17 protein-coding genes are annotated in these 17,121 nt (G+C 69.4%); 3 read left to right on the plus strand and 14 right to left on the minus strand.

The annotated features are described in order from the left end of the window. Positions 1-5: 5 nt before the first annotated feature. From M2266_RS07365 to M2266_RS07385, 5 genes are all read right to left on the minus strand, one after another. Positions 6-947 carry a WYL domain-containing protein gene (locus M2266_RS07365; RefSeq protein ID WP_277437425.1) on the minus strand — a complete coding sequence of 314 codons (942 nt, stop codon included), beginning with the start codon at positions 945-947 and terminating at the stop codon, positions 6-8. A 108-nt stretch (positions 948-1,055) separates the two neighbouring features. Further along, positions 1,056-1,427 carry an FKBP-type peptidyl-prolyl cis-trans isomerase gene (locus M2266_RS07370; protein WP_250975090.1) on the minus strand — a complete coding sequence of 124 codons (372 nt, stop codon included), beginning with the start codon at positions 1,425-1,427 and terminating at the stop codon, positions 1,056-1,058. Positions 1,428-1,468: 41 nt separating this feature from the next. Continuing rightward, positions 1,469-2,425 (minus strand): FKBP-type peptidyl-prolyl cis-trans isomerase, encoded by a 957-nt coding sequence (locus M2266_RS07375; protein ID WP_277437426.1) that lies wholly within the window; start codon positions 2,423-2,425, stop codon positions 1,469-1,471. Between the two features lie 125 nt (positions 2,426-2,550). Beyond that, a complete protein-coding gene (pafA, locus tag M2266_RS07380) occupies positions 2,551-3,912 on the minus strand; it encodes a Pup--protein ligase (protein WP_277437427.1) in 1,362 nt (453 codons plus the stop codon). Between the two features lie 9 nt (positions 3,913-3,921). Next, entirely contained in the window at positions 3,922-5,172 is a 1,251-nt protein-coding gene (locus M2266_RS07385; RefSeq protein WP_277437428.1) for an MFS transporter, read from the minus strand. A gap of 112 nt (positions 5,173-5,284) precedes the next feature. On the opposite strand from M2266_RS07385, the gene M2266_RS07390 reads away from it, so the two are divergent. Beyond that, a complete protein-coding gene (locus M2266_RS07390) occupies positions 5,285-6,298 on the plus strand; it encodes a LacI family DNA-binding transcriptional regulator (RefSeq protein ID WP_277437429.1) in 1,014 nt (337 codons plus the stop codon). 80 nt (positions 6,299-6,378) lie between these two features. Here the strand turns inward: M2266_RS07390 and prcA are convergent, their stop codons facing one another. The 6 genes from prcA to arc form a co-directional block, all read right to left on the minus strand. Further along, on the minus strand, positions 6,379-7,128 hold the full coding sequence (gene prcA / locus M2266_RS07395; protein ID WP_138354815.1) for a proteasome subunit alpha: 750 nt from the start codon (positions 7,126-7,128) through the stop codon (positions 6,379-6,381). Positions 7,129-7,192: 64 nt separating this feature from the next. Continuing rightward, complete coding sequence (gene prcB, locus M2266_RS07400; protein WP_277437430.1) at positions 7,193-8,038, minus strand: proteasome subunit beta; 846 nt, start codon at positions 8,036-8,038, stop codon at positions 7,193-7,195. Continuing rightward, complete coding sequence (locus M2266_RS07405; protein ID WP_277437431.1) at positions 7,990-8,580, minus strand: endonuclease VII domain-containing protein; 591 nt, start codon at positions 8,578-8,580, stop codon at positions 7,990-7,992. Before M2266_RS07405 ends, prcB begins: the two co-directional genes overlap by 49 nt. Positions 8,581-8,589: 9 nt before the next feature. Next, positions 8,590-8,808 (minus strand): ubiquitin-like protein Pup, encoded by a 219-nt coding sequence (locus M2266_RS07410; protein ID WP_277437432.1) that lies wholly within the window; start codon positions 8,806-8,808, stop codon positions 8,590-8,592. A 108-nt stretch (positions 8,809-8,916) separates the two neighbouring features. Then, the gene (gene dop, locus M2266_RS07415) at positions 8,917-10,428 is read right to left on the minus strand and encodes a depupylase/deamidase Dop (RefSeq protein WP_277437433.1); all 1,512 of its coding nucleotides are present in this window, start codon (positions 10,426-10,428) and stop codon (positions 8,917-8,919) included. Positions 10,429-10,669: 241 nt separating this feature from the next. After that, the gene (arc, locus tag M2266_RS07420; RefSeq protein WP_277437434.1) at positions 10,670-12,436 is read right to left on the minus strand and encodes a proteasome ATPase; all 1,767 of its coding nucleotides are present in this window, start codon (positions 12,434-12,436) and stop codon (positions 10,670-10,672) included. A gap of 253 nt (positions 12,437-12,689) precedes the next feature. On the opposite strand from arc, the gene M2266_RS07425 reads away from it, so the two are divergent. Beyond that, positions 12,690-12,989, plus strand: a complete 300-nt coding sequence (locus tag M2266_RS07425; RefSeq protein WP_277437435.1) for a ferredoxin — start codon at positions 12,690-12,692, stop codon at positions 12,987-12,989. A gap of 53 nt (positions 12,990-13,042) precedes the next feature. On the opposite strand, the gene M2266_RS07430 is transcribed toward M2266_RS07425, so the two are convergent. The 3 genes from M2266_RS07430 to M2266_RS07440 form a co-directional block, all read right to left on the minus strand. Then, a complete protein-coding gene (locus tag M2266_RS07430) occupies positions 13,043-13,615 on the minus strand; it encodes a hypothetical protein (RefSeq protein ID WP_277437436.1) in 573 nt (190 codons plus the stop codon). A 187-nt stretch (positions 13,616-13,802) separates the two neighbouring features. Next, the gene (locus M2266_RS07435; protein ID WP_277437437.1) at positions 13,803-14,810 is read right to left on the minus strand and encodes a tRNA (adenine-N1)-methyltransferase; all 1,008 of its coding nucleotides are present in this window, start codon (positions 14,808-14,810) and stop codon (positions 13,803-13,805) included. An 83-nt stretch (positions 14,811-14,893) separates the two neighbouring features. Continuing rightward, positions 14,894-16,105, minus strand: coding sequence for a site-2 protease family protein (locus M2266_RS07440; protein ID WP_277437438.1), 1,212 nt, complete (start codon positions 16,103-16,105; stop codon positions 14,894-14,896). Positions 16,106-16,245: 140 nt separating this feature from the next. Between M2266_RS07440 and M2266_RS07445 the strand changes: the two genes are divergently transcribed. Then, positions 16,246-17,106, plus strand: coding sequence for a PD-(D/E)XK nuclease family protein (locus M2266_RS07445; protein WP_277437439.1), 861 nt, complete (start codon positions 16,246-16,248; stop codon positions 17,104-17,106). Positions 17,107-17,121 lie beyond the last annotated feature (15 nt).

The following is a 17,121-nucleotide window of genomic DNA, read 5'->3' on the forward strand; positions in this document are numbered from 1 at the left end:
TCCCGTCAGTCCTTGGCCACGGCACGCAGCCGGTCCACCACATCGGCCCGCAGTTCGGCGGGTTCCAGGACCACCACGTCGGGGCCGAACTCCACCAGCCAGGCGTCGAGTCCGTGCCCGTACGGGATCTCCAGTTCGTCCCAGACGGCGTCGATCGGCTCGGAGGTCACGGCCTTGGCCCGCAGCGGATAGCCCGAGTCGCGGCGCAGCCGGATCCGGGCGGTCGCGGTCGCGCCCTCGCCGGCCCAGCTCGCGACGGCGGCGCGCACGTCCACGTGGTCGGGGACCGGGGCGCCGAAGGCACCACCGCGGGAGCGGACCTTGCCGGAGATGCGCGAGAGCCGGAAGACCCGGACCGCGCCGCGGTCACGGTCCCAGCCGGCCAGGTACCAGTGGCCGCGCCAGCACTCCAGGGCCCACGGCTCGACCTGCCGGGACTCGGGGCGCACCGCGTTCGCCTTGCGGTAGTCGAAGGAGACGGCCCGACGCTCGCGCGTCGCGACCATCAAGGGCTCGAACGCCGGCTCCGGGGTCGGGATCCGCGGCTCCAGCGCGCTCTGGGTGTCCTCGAACGGAACGCCCGCGGCCCGGAGTTTCTGCAGCGCGCCACTGGCCGCCTCGGCGAGCCGGGCCTGCTGCCACACCTTGGCCGCCAGGCTCAGCGCCGCGGCCTCCTCGGCGTCCAGCGCGATCTCGGGCAGCCGGTTGCGGTCGCGGCGGGCCAGATACCCCACATCGCCGTCGACGCTCTCCACGGTCTCGATGATGAGTCCGAGTTCGCGCAGGTCGTCCTTGTCGCGCTCGAACATCCGGTTGAACGCGTCGTCGGAACCTATCTCGTGATAGGCCTCGATCGACTCGCGCAGTTCCCGCTTGCTGACGGGACGCCGGGTGTTCATCAGGCACAGCGCCAGGTTCATCAGTCGCTCGGCCTTGGCAATCGCCATCGCGCACCCTTCGTCTTCAGCTCTCGATCGACGACCGTACCGCTCCGGGGAGCCACCGCAAAAGCGAGGGCCCACGCCTGCCGGCGTGGGCCCTCGCTTCGCACCTGCTCAGACCGAAATCAGGTCCACGACGAAGATCAGAGTCTCGCCCGGCTTGATCGCCGGGGTGGGGCTCTGGTTGCCGTAGGCGAGGTGCGCGGGGATGGTCAGCTGGCGACGGCCGCCGACCTTCATACCCTGCACGCCCTGGTCCCAGCCCTTGATGACGCGGCCGCCACCGAGCGGGAAGGTGAACGCGGAACCGCGGTTCCAGCTGGCGTCGAACTCCTCGCCCGTGCTGAACGAGACGCCGACGTAGTGGACGCTGACGTTCTGACCCGCCTTGGCCTCCTCGCCGGTGCCCTCCCAGATCTCCTTGATCTCAAGGTCGGCCGGCGGCTCGCCTGCGGGGAAGTCGATCTCGGGCTTCTCGATGCTCACTGCGGTAACTCCTCGATACGTTGCGGACAACTGGGACAGTCTTACAGAAGCCCGAGGATGTCCAGCGAGAAGACCACGGTCGAGTTCGCCGGGACACCCTGCTGCGCGGTGGCGCCGAAGCCCTCGGACGGAGGCAGGACGAGCAGCAGCCGGCTGCCGACCTTCTTCCCGGCCACGCCGTTCGCCAGGCCCTTGATCTGCAGCTGGTTCAGCGCCGTGATCGGCGTCGTCTTACCGGTGGCGTAGCCGTCGTCGAACTTCTTGCCGTCCTTCCACACGTACCCCACGTACTGGATGACGATACCGTCGGTGGCCTTCACGACGGGTCCGGTGCCCTCGATGATGTAGTTCGAGACCAGCGCCTTCGGCGGGTCCACCTTGGGGATCGTGACGGTCGGCGCCTTGCCGTCGGTGTTCGTACCGACCTTCGGCAGCTTCGCGTCGTCCTGCTTGACCTCGGTGCCCTTGGCCGTCTTCAGCACCGGCGGCGGCGTGCTGGCCTTGAGGATGTCCACGACGAACACCAGCGTGGAATTGGCCGGGATGTCGCCCTGCCCCTGGGCCCCGTAGCCGAGGGAGGGCGGGATCGACAGCATCACGCGGCTGCCGACGTTCTGGCCCTGCAGACCCTGGTCCCAGCCCGGGATGACACCGCCCGCGCCGAGCGTCAGCGCGAACGGCTGCTTCCGGTCGAAGCTGTTGTCGAAGGGCTTGTCCGAGCCCCAGACCTGGCCGAGGTAGTTGACCTCGATCTTCTGGCCCTTGGCGGTCTTCGCGCCGCTGCCCTTGCTGACGACCTCGACCTTCAGATCCTTGGGCGGATTCCCCTCACCCTTGGCGATGGTCGGTTTCTCACCGACCTTCGCCCCGGCCGTGATGGATGGCAGCCCCATCGAGGACTTGAAAGCAGCGGAATCGGAGTCGGAGCCCTTGTCGCCACCGCACCCTGCAGCGAGCAGCAGCGCGGGAACGACGAGCAGAGCGGCAAGTCGGCGCACGTAATCCTCAGATCTCGGTTGGCACTGGCGTTTCGCGCCACTCTAAGGCGTGCGACAGGCCCCGTACGAAGACGTACGGGGCCTGTCGGTGAGCTGTGACGCATTCCCGCCGGGTTTCGCGCAGGTCACATTCCGGCGATCAGCTTCTCCACCCGGTCGTCAACCGATCGGAAGGGGTCTTTGCACAGCACCGTGCGCTGCGCCTGGTCGTTGAGCTTCAGATGCACCCAGTCGACCGTGAAATCCCGCCGCTGCTCCTGCGCCCGGCGGATGAAGTCGCCGCGCAGCCTGGCCCGAGTGGTCTGCGGGGGAACCGACTTCGCCTCGAAGATCTTCAGATCGCTGCAGATCCGCTTGGCCTGGCCCTTCTTCTCCAGCAGGTAGTACAGCCCCCGGCGGCGGTGGATGTCGTGGTACGCGAGGTCGAGTTGGGCGACGCGCGGGTGGGACATCGTGATGTTGTCCCGGTTCCGGTAGCGCTCGATCAGCTGGTACTTCATCACCCAGTCGATCTCGGTGCCGATCGCCGACAGGTCACCGCTGCCGATCGACTCCAGCGCGCGGCCCCACAGCTCCAGCACCTGCTCGATCACACCGGAGCGGATTCCGCGGCGCTCGCAGAAGTCGACGGCCTTGGAGTAGTACTCCTCCTGGATCTCCAGGGCGGACGCCTCGCGGCCGGTGGCCAGCCGCACCTTGCGGCGGCCGGTGATGTCATGGCTGACCTCGCGGATCGCCCGGATCGGGTTCTCCAGGGTCAGGTCCCGCATCACGATGCCCGCCTCGATCATGCGCAGCACGAGGTCGGTGGCGCCGACCTTCAGCAGCATGGTCGTCTCGGACATGTTCGAGTCGCCGACGATGACGTGCAGCCGCCGGTAGCGCTCCGCGTCCGCGTGCGGTTCGTCACGGGTGTTGATGATGGGACGGGAACGGGTGGTCGCCGAGCTGACGCCCTCCCAGATGTGCTCCGCGCGCTGACTGACGCAGAACACCGCACCGCGCGGCGTCTGCAACACCTTGCCCGCGCCGCAGATCATCTGTCGGGTGACCAGGAACGGAATGAGGATGTCGGCAAGGCGCGAGAACTCGCCGTGCCGCGCGACGAGGTAATTCTCGTGGCATCCGTAGGAGTTTCCCGCGGAGTCGGTGTTGTTCTTGAACAGATAGACATCGCCGGCGATGCCCTCTTCGTGCAGACGCCGTTCGGCGTCCACCAGAAGGCCTTCGAGGATGCGTTCACCGGCCTTGTCATGGGTGACCAGCTCGGTCAGATTGTCACACTCCGGAGTGGCGTACTCCGGGTGCGAGCCGACATCGAGGTACAGGCGGGCGCCGTTGCGCAGGAAGACATTGCTGCTCCGGCCCCATGACACGACACGGCGGAAGAGGTACCGCGCCACCTCGTCAGGAGACAGACGCCGCTGCCCCCTGAACGTGCATGTGACGCCGTACTCGTTCTCCAGCCCGAAAATGCGGCGGTCCATGACTGAACATTACGCCTGATGCGTGGTGCTGAAACCGGGTTCGACGCCTCCGATTCGATCTTTTTCCAACTCGGTTTTCAGGTTTGGGGACGCGAGGAATCGGCTGGTCGCGACCAGCACCGCCAGCGCGGCGAACCCGCCGCCCGCCGCGACGGCGAATCCGGCGGTGACCCCGCCGAACTGCGCGGCCGGTCCCGCCGCCGCCGTTCCCAGCGAGGCGCCGACGCCGATCGCGGTCACCAGCCAGGAGAACGCCTCGGTCACCGTGCCGCTCGGCGCGTGCCGGTCCACCACCACGAACGCGCAGGCCAGCACCGGCGCCAGGAACACCCCGGCGAGCCCCGCCAGGACCGTCATCGCGACGACCCCGGGGACGAGCGCCAACGGCGCGTAGCAGACCGCGAGTCCGACGGTCAGCAGCCGCAGCCGGCGCTCCGGCGTGCCCGCTGCAGGTGCCCTGGCGCCGTACGTCACACCGCCGATGAGCGCGCCGAGACCGAGCGCCGACAGCAGATAGCCGTCGACCATGCCGCCGCCGTGCACGTCCCCGTACGCGACCGCGGCGACCGCGATCGAGCCGAGCGCCACCCCGACGAAGAACAGGCAGGCGATCAGCGCCCGCAGCCCCGGCGCGCGCAGCGGCCCGAGCCAGTCGGCCGCCCGCGGCTCCGCCCGCCACTCGCGGGACGGCCGCGCCGTGACGACACCCAGCGCCCCCAGAACGCCGACCGCGGCGATCCACAGCACCGCGGCGGCCTCGGAGGCCGCCGCCACCAGCCCGGTGACAAGCACCGGGCCGATCGTGAACAGCAGCTCCTGGGCGGCGGCGTCCAGGGCGTAGGCGGCGTGCAGCCGGTCCTCGCTCCTCAGCACCCCGGGCCACAGGGCGCGCAGCCCGCCCTCCAGCGGCGGGGTGAACAGCCCGGCGACGGCCATCGCGGCACAGGCCACCGGCAGCGGGTCGGGGCCGACCAGGGCGAACAGCGCCATGCCCGCCGCCGACAGCACGGCCGCGGGCAGCATCACCCGCGGCTGGCCGTACCGGTCGACGATCCGTCCCAGCAGCGGCTGGCCGACGGCCGTGCCCAGGCCGTAGAGCGCACCCAGCGAGCCGGCGAGCGAGTAGCTGCCGCCCTGCGAACGGGTGAGCAGCACGATGCACAGCGCGGCCGTCGCGTTGGGCAGCCGGCCGACCAGCGTGCCCGCCAGCAGCCGCCCCGCGTACCGCGTCCGCAGAAGATCCCCGTACCCCGCCGCCATGCCGGCCCCTCTCCCCCGGACAACCGCCGAAGTGTTACGTATAACTAGAGCGTCATACGTACCATGACCGCAGGCCGCGGGTCCATCCGCGGGGACTGGAAGGATGCCCGGAGTGACCGAAACCGCACGCCCCACCTCACGGGACGTGGCGCGGGCCGCGGGTGTGTCGCAGGCGACCGTCTCGCTGGTCCTGGGCGACAAGTCACGCGGCCGGGTCTCCGAGCGCACGGCGGAAGCGGTCCGCGCGGCCGCCCTGGCCCTCGGCTACCGGCCGAACCTGGCCGCCCGCAACCTCCGCCTCGGCCGCACCCGGACCGCCCTGCTGGTCGTCCCGGCCCTGACCAACGAGTACTTCGCCCGCGTCTACACCGGCGCCGCCCGCGTCGCCGCCGAGCACGGCTTCGGCGTCGTGCTCTACCCCTCCCCCGACGGCGTCGGCCCGGCCCGCGACCCCTTCGGCTCCGCCCGCGCGCCCCTCGACGGCGTCATCGCGTCCTCGATGGCCGCCGACGCGCTCGACGCCATCGGCGGCGGCGACCTCCCGCTCGTCATGCTCGACAGCGACCCCGCCGCGTCCGGCGCCGCCGCCACCGTCAACTTCGACGTCGCCGACGGCATGCGCCAGGTGGCCCGCTGCCTGCTCGACCTCGGGCACCGCCGGTTCACCCACCTGGCCTCCGCCGTCGACACCTGGACCTTCCACGTCCGCGCCGAGACCCTGGCCACCACTCTTTCAGCGGCGAGCGGGGACACCGTCCTGCACACCGAGCGCTCCGCGCACAGCGTCGAGGACGCGCGGCTCGCCGCCGAACGCGCCCTTACCCGCCCCGGCCCCCGGCCCACCGCCCTGATCTGCGACGACGACATCCTCGCCGCGGGTGCCTGCAAGGCCGCCCGCCGCCTGGGCCTGCGGGTGCCCGCCGACGTCTCCGTAACCGGCTTCGACGATCTGGCCCTCGCCACCGCCGTCGAACCGGAACTCACCACCGTCCGTCTCCCCGCCGACGACATCGGCGGCCGGGGCATGGCAGCCCTCCTGGCCGTCCTGGACGGCCGGGAGGCCGACCGCACGGTGCTCCCGGTCGACCTCGTGGTGCGCGGCTCGACGGGACCACCGATGGCCTGAGCCAGGTGCCCGAACGCCGTACGCCCGCACCCCGGCGACGGGTGCGGGCGTACGGTACGCCGGAGGAGCCGGCCGCGGGCCTACTCCTCTTCCTCGTCCGAGGGGTCGTCCGTCTTCGTGGTGGCCGCGCTGTCCGCCTCCAGGAGGCGGGCCAGCTGACGGCCCAGGATCCGCTTGAACTTGCGCTGCTGAGGACGCGTCCGATCCAGCACCGCGACCTCCAACTGCTCGGCGGTGAGCGTGCGTTCCCCGCCGTTGCTGTCCCGGCCGAGGGACTCGGCCGCGAGTTTCAGCGCCTCCGCGAGCGTCATGCCGTCGCGGTGCCGCTGATCCAGATACGCGCCGATCGAGTCCGAGTTGCCGCCGACCGCCACCGCGCCGTGCTCATCGACGATCGAGCCGTCGTGCGGCAGCCGGTAGATCTGGTCGTCCTCGGCGGCCGCGCCGACCTCCGCGACGATCAACTCCACCTCGTACGGCTTCTCGCCGACGCTGGAGAAGATGGTGCCCAGCGTCTGGGCGTAGACGTTGGCCAGACCACGGGCCGTGACGTCCTCACGATCGTAGGTGTAGCCCCGCAGATCGGCGTAGCGCACGCCACCGATCCTGAGGTTCTCGAATTCGTTGTACTTGCCCACCGCCGCGAACGCGATCCGGTCATAAATCTCGCTGACCTTGTGCAGGGCGCGGGACGGGTTCTCGGCGACGAACACGATGCCGTCGGTGTACTGCAGCACGACGACGCTGCGGCCACGCGCGATGCCCTTGCGGGCGTACTCCGCACGGTCGGCCATGGCCTGCTGGGGTGAGACATAGAACGGCGTCGACACCGGCTATCCGTCCCTTTCTGTCAGTGGCGAGGGAAGTCTTCCGCTTTCCGGTCCTGCCGGACCGTCAGAGCAGCTCGGCCCGCGGGCCGTCGGGCTGCTCCAGCCGTCGCGCGTGGATGGCGCTGACGACCTCGGACGACTCGTCGTCGGTGAGCCTGCGGAAACCCTCGTCGGTGATGACCGTGACGATCGGGTAGATGCGCCGCGCCAGATCCGGGCCTCCGGTGGCCGAATCGTCGTCGGCGGCGTCGTACAGGGCCTGGACGACCAGCGTGACCGCCTGGCCCTCCGTCAGGTCCTTGCGGTACAGCTTCTTCATCGAACCCCGGGCGAAGACCGAACCCGACCCGGTCGACGCGAAGCCGTGCTCCTCGGAGCGCCCGCCTGTCACGTCATAGGTGAAGATCCGGCCGCGTTCACGGTCCACGTCGTATCCGGCGAACAGCGGGACGACGGCCAGCCCCTGGAGCGCCATGCCGAGGTTGCCGCGGATCATCGTGGAGAGCCGGTTCGCCTTGCCGTCCAGGGACAGCACCGCTCCCTCGATCTTCTCGTAGTGCTCCAGCTCGAGCTGGAACAGCCGCACCATCTCGACGGCGAGACCGGCGGTGCCGGCGATGCCGACGGCCGAGTACTCGTCGGCTGGGAAGACCTTCTCGATGTCCCGCTGCGCGATGATGTTGCCCATCGTCGCGCGCCGGTCACCGGCGAGGATCACCCCACCGGGAAATGTCGCGGCCACGATGGTGGTGCCGTGCGGGATCTCGATGGCCCCCTGCAGCGGCGGCAGGCTCCGGTTGCGCGGCAGCAGGTCCGGCGAGTGCTCGCCGAGGAAGTCGATGAACGAGGACGAGCCAGGCGTCAGGAAGGCAGCCGGTAGACGCCCTGTGCTACGAGTGTTGGCTTCCACACGTTTCCTTCCAGATATGCGACGGCCCGACGCCTTGCATCGGGATCATCTCTCAGCTTGCCGAGTGCCGAATTGCAGTTGAAGCACAGTACGCCTCGGACCCTACCCGTCTCGTGGCAGTGATCCACATGTTCCGCCGAAGCGGCCGGACAGATCGGGCACCGGCCCACCTGAGAGGCGATCAGCTCGTCACGCTCGGCCATGGTGATGCCGTACTTCCGCTTGACGTAGCTCTCACGGTTACGGCCGGCGCGACAAGGCCCGCAGTGGCTGGACCAGCCATCAGCCGAAGCGCGGTTGCGTTCCCCATCCGCAAACGGCTTGATCGTTTCGCATTGCGGGCACCTCTTGGAGCCTTCCGGCACTGCGAACTTCGGCCGGACCGCAGGGCCTTTGGCTTCCTGACGCTGCCGGTAGTACTCAGCTGAGCAGTGTCGGCAGTACGCCTGGAGACCATCCTCCGTCGATCGATTGCCCGCGAAGGCGTCGTGCGGCAGTGTCCTTTTACACCGAGAGCATCGCTTTGAGCTCGCTCCGTTCATATCCGTGGACTACTGTCCACCCTTCTGAACGAAGGACCTCACGAAGTCCTCAGCATTGGCCTCGAGCACATCATCGATTTCGTCCAGGATGTCGTCGACATCCTCGGAGAGCTTCTCGTGGCGCTCCTTGAGTTCGTCGGAGGTCTGCGCGTCCTGCGCTACCTCTTCGACTTCCTCTGTGGCGCGTGTCGCCTTCTGCTGTCCGCCGTCGGTGTCCTTCGTAGCCATGACGCTCACCCCGCTCGGTTGCGTTTCCTACTTGATCAGACCCTACAAGCCGGGTCCGACATCGGCCCTGTTTCCGCTCACTTGCTTGATTCCCGGTTCTGGGCCATTTCAGCCGCCGGAAAGGATGCGGACCAGATCTTCCGCCGTACGACAGCGGTCGAGGAGCTCCTTGACGTGGTTCCGGGTGCCCCTCAGCGGCTCCAGGGTCGGAACCCGCTGCAGGGAGTCCCGGCCCGGCAGATCGAAGATGACCGAATCCCAGGAGGCGGCGGCGACGTCGTCGGCGTACTGCTCGAGGCAGCGGCCGCGGAAGTACGCGCGGGTGTCCTCCGGGGGCTTGGTCTCGGCGCGCTCGACCGCCGGCTCGTCCAGCAGCCGCTTCATGCGGCCGCGGGCCACCAGGCGGTTGTAGAGGCCCTTGTCGGGCCGTACGTCGGCGTACTGGAGGTCCACGAGGTGCAACCGCGCGGCGTCCCACTCCAGGCCGTCGCGGCGCCGATAGCCCTCCAGCAGTTCCCGCTTGGCGACCCAGTCCAACTCGCCCGACAGGCTCATCGGGTCGTTCTCCAGCCGGTTCAGGACGTCCTCCCACCGGCTCAGGACATCCTTCGTCTGGTCGTCCGCGTCGACGCCGAAACGTTCCTCGACGTACTTGCGGGCCAGGTCGAAGTACTCCATCTGGAGTTGTACGGCGGTGAGGGTCCGCCCGCTGCGGAGCGTGACGAGGTGTTGCAGCGTGGGGTCGTGGCTGACCTGGTGCAGGGTGCGCACCGGCTGGTCCACGGCCAGGTCCACCTTGATGAAGCCGTCCTCGATCATCGACAGCACGAGTGCGGTGGTGCCGAGTTTGAGGTACGTGGAGATCTCGGAGAGGTTGGCGTCCCCGATGATGACGTGCAGACGGCGGTACTTCTCCGCGTCCGCGTGCGGCTCGTCGCGGGTGTTGATGATGGGGCGCTTCAGGGTGGTCTCGAGGCCGACCTCGACCTCGAAGTAGTCGGCGCGCTGGCTGAGCTGGAAGCCGTCCTCGTGGCCGTCCTGCCCGAGGCCGACGCGGCCGGCGCCGGTGACGACCTGGCGCGAGACGAAGAACGGCGTCAGGTGGCGCACGATGTCCGAGAAGGGGGTCTCCCGCTTCATCAGGTAGTTCTCGTGGGTGCCGTAGGACGCGCCCTTGTTGTCCGTGTTGTTCTTGTACAGGTGGATCGGCTGCGCGCCCGGGAGCTGCGCGGCCCTTTCGGCCGCCTCGGCCATGATGCGCTCGCCCGCCTTGTCCCACAGGACGGCGTCGAGCGGGTTGGTGACCTCGGGTGAGGAGTACTCCGGGTGGGCGTGGTCGACGTAGAGCCGTGCGCCGTTGGTGAGGATGACATTGGCCAAGCCGATGTCCTCGTCGGTGAGCTGGCTCGAGTCCGCCGTGTCGCGGGCGAGGTCGAAGCCCCGGGCGTCACGTAGCGGGTTCTCTTCCTCGAAGTCCCAGCGGGCGCGCCGCGCCCGGTGCATCGCCGCCGCGTAGGCGTTGACGATCTGGGACGAGGTGAGCATGGCATTGGCGTTCGGGTGGCCGGGAACGGAGATTCCGTACTCCGTTTCGATACCCATTACTCGCCGTACGGTCATGCGGCCCTCCTTGCCCGGCGCCACCCCGTGCTGGGGCTGACGCTCAAGTACCGCTGCGCATATGGCCCGAGCGCGACTGCTGTTCCCTGAGCCGCACTGCAGGGCGCGGTACGGAAGAGCCTAGAACGCGATGGCGGCGGTGGGGAGATCATTTCACTCATTGCTCCGGTCCTGGCCTACCTGTGGACAAACACTCCGGCTGCGGGAACCCGGTCGGGGCGCCCGCAGCCGGAGGTCTGCTTTACAGGTACTGCCCGGTGTTGGCCACGGTGTCGATGGAGCGGCCGGTGTCCGCGCCCTGTTTTCCGGTGACGAGCGTGCGGATGAACACGATCCGCTCGCCCTTCTTGCCGGAGATGCGGGCCCAGTCGTCGGGGTTGGTGGTGTTGGGCAGGTCCTCGTTCTCCTTGAACTCGTCGACGCAGGCGGCGAGCAGGTGGGCGACGCGAAGACCGCGCTGGTCGTGGTCGAGGAAGGCCTTGATCGCCATCTTCTTGGCCCGGTCCACGATGTTCTGGATCATCGCTCCGGAGTTGAAGTCCTTGAAGTACAGGACCTCCTTGTCACCGTTGGCGTACGTGACCTCCAGGAAGCGGTTCTCCTCCGTTTCGGTGTACATCCGCTCGACGACGGCCTGGATCATGGCCTCGACCGTGCCGGCCTTCGATCCGCCGTGCTCCGACAGGTCCTCGCTGTGGAGCGGGAGTGTCGGAACGAGGTACTTCGAGAAGATGTCCTTGGCCGCCTCGGCGTCCGGCCGCTCGATCTTGATCTTGACGTCCAGACGGCCGGGCCGCAGGATCGCCGGGTCGATCATGTCCTCGCGGTTGGAGGCGCCGATGACGATGACGTTCTCCAGGCCCTCCACCCCGTCGATCTCGGCGAGCAGCTGGGGGACGATGGTGTTCTCCACGTCCGAGCTGACACCGGATCCGCGGGTGCGGAAGAGGGATTCCATCTCGTCGAAGAAGACGATGACGGGGGTGCCCTCGCTCGCCTTCTCCCTGGCTCGCTGGAAGACCAGGCGGATCTGACGCTCGGTCTCACCGACGTACTTGTTGAGCAGTTCGGGACCCTTGATGTTCAGGAAGTAGCTCTTCCCCTGTGGCTTCCCGGTGACTTCGGCGACCTTCTTGGCAAGGGAGTTGGCCACTGCCTTGGCGATGAGGGTCTTTCCGCAGCCGGGGGGGCCGTAGAGCAGCACGCCCTTGGGCGGGCGCAGCGAGTACTCCTTGAACAGATCCGCGTGCAGGTAGGGGAGTTCGACCGCGTCCCGGATCTGCTCGATCTGACCGGCGAGGCCGCCGATCTGCTTGTAGTCGATGTCAGGGACCTCTTCGAGTACGAGGTCCTCGACCTCGCTCTTGGGGACCCTCTCGTACACGTAGCCGGAGCGGGGCTCCAGCAGGAGTGCGTCGCCTACGCGGAGAGCGCCGTCCAGGAGTGGCTCGGCGAGCCACACCACCCTCTCCTCGTCGGTGTGTCCGACCACCAGGGCTCGTTCGCCGTCCTCGAGGATCTCCTTGAGGGTGACGATGTCGCCGATGCGCTCGTACTTCATGGCCTCCACCACGTTGAGCGCTTCGTTGAGCATGAGTTCCTGACCTCGTCGGAGGTCTTCCTGGTCGACGGAGGGGCTGACGTTCACCCGCAGCTTTCGGCCGCCGGTGAAGATGTCCGCCGTTCCGTCCTCGTTCGCCTGCAGAAAGACGCCGAAACCGGCAGGAGGCTGCGCGAGCCTGTCCACTTCTTCCTTGAGGGCCACGATCTGGTCGCGGGCCTCGCGGAGAGTGTTCGCGAACCGCTCGTTCTGAGCGGACACGCCTGCCAGATTGGTCTGCAGCTCGACGATCCGCTCTTCGAGAATCCTCGTGTGACGCGGAGAGTCGGCGAGCTTACGTCGCAGGACGGCGATTTCCTGCTCAAGAAAGGCGACCTGGCTCGCGGTGTCTTCTGAACCACGAGCGGGTCGGCCGCCACGGGTGATGTCGTCGTCGTGGGCCGCCACGGTCCTCACCTCCTCCAAGGGGAGCTGGACGTTTCCAGACCCTACCTGGGCCGGTGGGGGTTGAAACCCCTAGATCACAAAGACGGTCGGGGTGTGTCCGATCTTCACCCTTGCGTACGTCCTCACGCCAGGGGTGATACCCACGGATCAACATCGGAAAGCGGCCGGTTGTATCGTCGGTTCGGTCAACACCCGTCAGGGACTGTTGCGGTCCGTGCGCGGGCCGATCCATGAACGGCAGGCGAGGTACCCCGTGAGTGACGTGTCCGAGGCCGGCGCGCAGGAGCTGGAAGTCTGGATCGACCAGGACTTGTGCACCGGCGACGGGATCTGTGTGCAGTACGCGCCGGAGGTGTTCGAGCTCGACATCGACGGGCTGGCGTACGTCAAGGGCCACGACGACGAGCTACGGCAGGCCCCGGGCGCCACGGCCCCGGTGCCGCTGACGATGCTCACCGATGTGGTGGATTCGGCCAAGGAGTGCCCCGGCGACTGCATCCACGTCCGCCGCGTCGCCGACCGGGTCGAGGTGTTCGGCCCGGACGCCGCCTGACGGCACCGGCCGGAAGGGCCGGGGACGCCGGGTTCCGGGGGGCCGGTGCCGGCTCAGACGCTGTTCGCGAGCGCGCCCGGGGTGGCGTAGTACCGCCCGGACCGCCATTGCCAGGTGTACGCGCGCTTCTGGTCCGGGCAGCAGCGCGGGGTGGTGTCGCTGGAGTACCCGAGGACGGTCGCCCGGATGGTGCGTCCCTGGAGTCCGAAGCCGATGATGCCGCGCTCCTCCGCCGGGTCGACCAGGGTGGCCACGACGCGCGGCGGGCTGCCGGGGGCCGCGCCGGCCGCCAGCACGTAGACGCCGGTGGGCGGGGTGCCCGCCTCGGCCGGGCAGTGCACGACGGCGACCGTCTCGGGCCGGCCGTCCTGGTCCAGGTCGCCTGAGGCGCGGCTGACGACCACCACGGGGGCTCCCGCGCAGTCGAGCGGGTACGGGGCCGTGCTGGGGTCCGGGGCGAGTCCTGCGGGCGCCTCCGAGGCGCGCGAGGAGGTGTCGGGGGAAGCGTCGGCGGGCTGGACGAGGGCCCCGGCGCCGATGACCGCGCCGAGCAGCGCGGCGGTGGAGATCCAGTGCGCCGGGCGGGCGCGGGTGTGCGGATGGGCCGGTCCTGCGGAGGGCTGCACTCGCCTGGCTCCTGGGGAGTTCGTTCGAGGGGGTGGCCAGCATGGTGCCACACGTCACACTCCGGTGGAACCGCGGGTGCGGAGGGGATGCCGGCGCGGCGCGAACGCGGGAGGCGCCGGTGCCGGAAACCCTCGCGGGGGTTCCGGCACCGGCGCCTCCGGTGCTCTGGGCGGGGCGTGGCCGGTACTACTCGGCGGGCGCCTCGGGGGCGGCCGGCGCGTCGACGGCCGGCGCGACGACGGCGGGAGCCTCGACGGCGGGTGCCTCGACGGCCGCGGGTGCGTCGGCGGACGCGCGCTTGCTCCCGCTCTCGCTGCCGGGGCCGGTGTAGTCCTCGCCGTACGAACCCTTGGAGGGGCGGCGGCGGCGCATCGGCGGCTCGACACCGTCGGCGAGCCGGCGGGCGGTGAGCAGGAAGCCGGTGTGCCCGATCATGCGGTGGTCGGGACGTACCGCGAGACCCTCGACGTGCCAGTTGCGGACCATGGTCTCCCAGGCCGCGGGCTCGTTGAACGTGCCGTGCTCACGGATGGACTCGACGGTGCGGGCCATCTGCGTGGTGGTGGCGACGTAGCAGCACAGGATGCCGCCCGGGACGAGCGCCTTGGAGACGGCGTCGAGGCATTCCCACGGGGCGAGCATGTCCAGGATGACGCGGTCGACGTCGGCGTCGGACAGGTTGTCCTGGAGGTCGCCGACGGTCAGCTGCCAGGCGGGGTGTTCTCCGCCGAAGTAGCGCTGGACGTTCTGGGTGGCGATCTCCGCGAAGTCGGCACGGCGCTCGTAGGAGTGCAGCATGCCCTGGTCGCCGACGGCGCGCAGCAGGAAGGTGCTGAGCGATCCCGACCCGACTCCCGCTTCGACGACCCGGGCGCCGGGGAAGATGTCGGCCATCGACAGGATCTGCCCCGCGTCCTTGGGGTAGACCACTGCGGCACCGCGTGGCATGGACAGGACATAGTCGGGGAGCAGGGGGCGCAGCGCAAGGTAGGCGACGTTCCCCGTGGTACGGACAACACTTCCTTCGGGACTACCGATCAACTCGTCGTGCTGGAAAGCGCCCTTGTGGGTGTGGAACTGCTTTCCGGCTTCGAGCGTGAACGTGTAGTGGCGTCCCTTGGGGTCGGTGAGCTGGACCTGGTCCCCGACTTGGAATGGGCCGCGACGGCGGGCGGCACCGGTCGGTTCGGACATGCCGACAGCCTAGCTGGCTTTTTTGGGGCTCGGTTCGCCGCCGGGGGTTCCGGGCCGGCGCTGCAGACCTCTGGGGTTGCTGCTCAGGCCTGGGGGCGGGCCATGGCCGCCAGGAAGGCCTTCTCCACGTCCGCCGTTGACAGCACTCCGTAGATCTCGCCCGTCGGCTCGACGACCAGGTACTCCGTCGACGGGGTCGCGCGCAGTATGTCGAGCAGGTCTTCGCCCGCCAGCTCGGTGGAGACCCGCATCCCCGGCTTGAGGTCCTGGGCCAGGCCGCTGACGGCGACCCAGGGTCGCCGGTGCTCGGGGATTCCGACGATGGCGGCCTCGCGGACGACCGCGGTCGGGTCCCCCTGGCCGTCGACGACCACCAGGGCGCGGGCGCCGGCCTCGTTGGCGCGGCGCAGCGCCTCGGACAGCGGGGTGTCGGAGCTGACGGGCACGGCGCGCCGGGTGAGGGCGCGGGCCTGCAGCGCGGGGAGGCGTTCGCGCAGGCGGGCCATGCGCAGGCTGTTCCCGGCGCCGGTCCAGATGATCGCGGCGAGGATCGCGGCGAGCAGCGCGTCGGTGAGCGAGTCGAAGCCGCTGCTGTCGGCGGTGCTGTCGTACGTGAGCAGGGGCAGGCCGAGGACGGCGATGGCCAGCGCGCGCCCGGTCCAGGCGGCCGCGACGGTGCCGCTCATCGGCTTGCCGGTGATCTTCCAGACGACGGCCCTGAGCATCCGGCCGCCGTCCAGCGGAAGGCCCGGCAGCAGGTTGAAGACGGCGACGATCAGGTTGCTGATCATGAGGCCGGCGAGCAGCACGCCGGGGACGGTGCCGGGCTCGACGAGCTGCATCCCGCCGTAGAAGACGCCGGCCAGCACCAGGGAGAGCAGGGGGCCGACGAAGGCGAGGACGAACTCCCGGCCGGGGGTCTCGGACTCCTTCTCGATCTCCGAGACGCCGCCGAAGAACTGCAGCTGGATGCGGCGCACGGGAAGGCCGAAGCGCAGGGCGGCGACGGTGTGCGCGAGCTCGTGGATGAGGACCGAGGCGTAGAAGGCGACGGCGAAGAAGAGCGAGACGAGGTAGCGGATGTTGCCGAGTTCGGGCAGCACCTCGTCGAGCTGGCCGCCGAAGACCCAGGTGATGAGGGCCGCGACCAGGAACCAGCTGGGAGCGACGTAGACGGGCACGCCGAAGATGCGGCCCATGAGGATGCCGCCGCCGACTTCGCGCGGGCGCTTGTTCTGACCGTTCCCCGGCTGGGCCTGCGTGCCCTGGGACGGCGGCTGCCCGCTCTCGCTCACTGGTTCCCCTCGTTCATGTGTGAACCCTCGCACACCGATCGAGTGGATCATGCGATGCGAGGGGCTCTGCCATCGATGGTATTGCCCGGTGGTCCGCGGCCGACACCGGCTGTCGGTGGGAGGCCGTAGGGTCGTCTGCCATGGGCACCAGCACCGCAGACATCCCTCCCCGGCCACCGTCGTCGCTCTCGCCGTCACGGGCGGCGGACTTCATGCGGTGCCCGCTGCTGTACCGGCTGCGGGTGATCGACAAGCTGCCGGAGAAGCCGAGCGAGGCCGCCACCCGGGGCACCGTGGTGCACGCGGTGCTCGAGCGGCTCTTCGACGCGCCCGCCGTCGAGCGAACGGCGGACCGTGCCCGCTCGATGGTTCCGGGCGAGTGGGAGAAGCTGCTGGCCGCGCGGCCGGAGCTGGCCCAGCTCTTCGAGGTGGCGGACGGGCCCGCGCTCACCCGGTGGCTGGAAAGCGCCGAGCAGCTCGTCGACCGCTGGTTCACGCTGGAGGACCCGACGCGGCTGGAGCCCGCCGAGCGGGAGATGTACGTGGAGACGGTGCTGGACTCGGGGCTGACGCTGCGCGGGTACGTCGACCGGCTCGACGTGGCGCCGTCCGGCGACCTGCGGGTGGTCGACTACAAGACGGGCAAGGCTCCGCGCCCGGAGTACGCCGGCGAGGCGCTGTTCCAGATGAAGTTCTACGCCCTGGTGCTGTGGCGGCTGCGCGGAGTGGTGCCCCGCCGGCTGCAGCTGGTCTACCTCGGCAGCGGCGACGTGATCATGTACGACCCGTCGGAGGCGGACCTGCGGAGCGTGGAGCGCAAGCTGCTGGCGCTGTGGGAGGCGATCCGCGAGGCCACCGCGAGCGGCGAGTGGCTGCCGCGACGGACCAAGCTGTGCGGCTGGTGCGACCACCAGGCGTTCTGTCCGGAGTTCGGGGGCACTCCCCCGCCCTATCCGCTGCCGCTCCCGGCCCCCGCGCCGTCCGGGGACGACCTGGTCTAGAGCTGTCCCGTAATC

The sequence above is a fragment of the Streptomyces sp. SPB162 genome (genome assembly GCF_029504575.1).
Classification (GTDB): Bacteria; Actinomycetota; Actinomycetes; order Streptomycetales; family Streptomycetaceae; genus Actinacidiphila.

Bases quoted from the DNA above. Each gene is read 5' to 3' on its own strand.
- M2266_RS07435 (WP_277437437.1), bottom strand. From the start codon at position 14,810: ATGTCCGAACCGACCGGTGCCGCCCGCCGTCGCGGCCCATTCCAAGTC.
- dop (WP_277437433.1), bottom strand. From the start codon at position 10,428: ATGACCGTACGGCGAGTAATGGGTATCGAAACGGAGTACGGAATCTCC.
- M2266_RS07445 (WP_277437439.1), top strand. From the start codon at position 16,246: ATGGGCACCAGCACCGCAGACATCCCTCCCCGGCCACCGTCGTCGCTC.
- M2266_RS07410 (WP_277437432.1), bottom strand. From the start codon at position 8,808: ATGGCTACGAAGGACACCGACGGCGGACAGCAGAAGGCGACACGCGCC.
- M2266_RS07385 (WP_277437428.1), bottom strand. From the start codon at position 5,172: ATGGCGGCGGGGTACGGGGATCTTCTGCGGACGCGGTACGCGGGGCGG.
- M2266_RS07365 (WP_277437425.1), bottom strand. From the start codon at position 947: ATGGCGATTGCCAAGGCCGAGCGACTGATGAACCTGGCGCTGTGCCTG.
- pafA (WP_277437427.1), bottom strand. From the start codon at position 3,912: ATGGACCGCCGCATTTTCGGGCTGGAGAACGAGTACGGCGTCACATGC.
- M2266_RS07405 (WP_277437431.1), bottom strand. From the start codon at position 8,580: ATGAACGGAGCGAGCTCAAAGCGATGCTCTCGGTGTAAAAGGACACTG.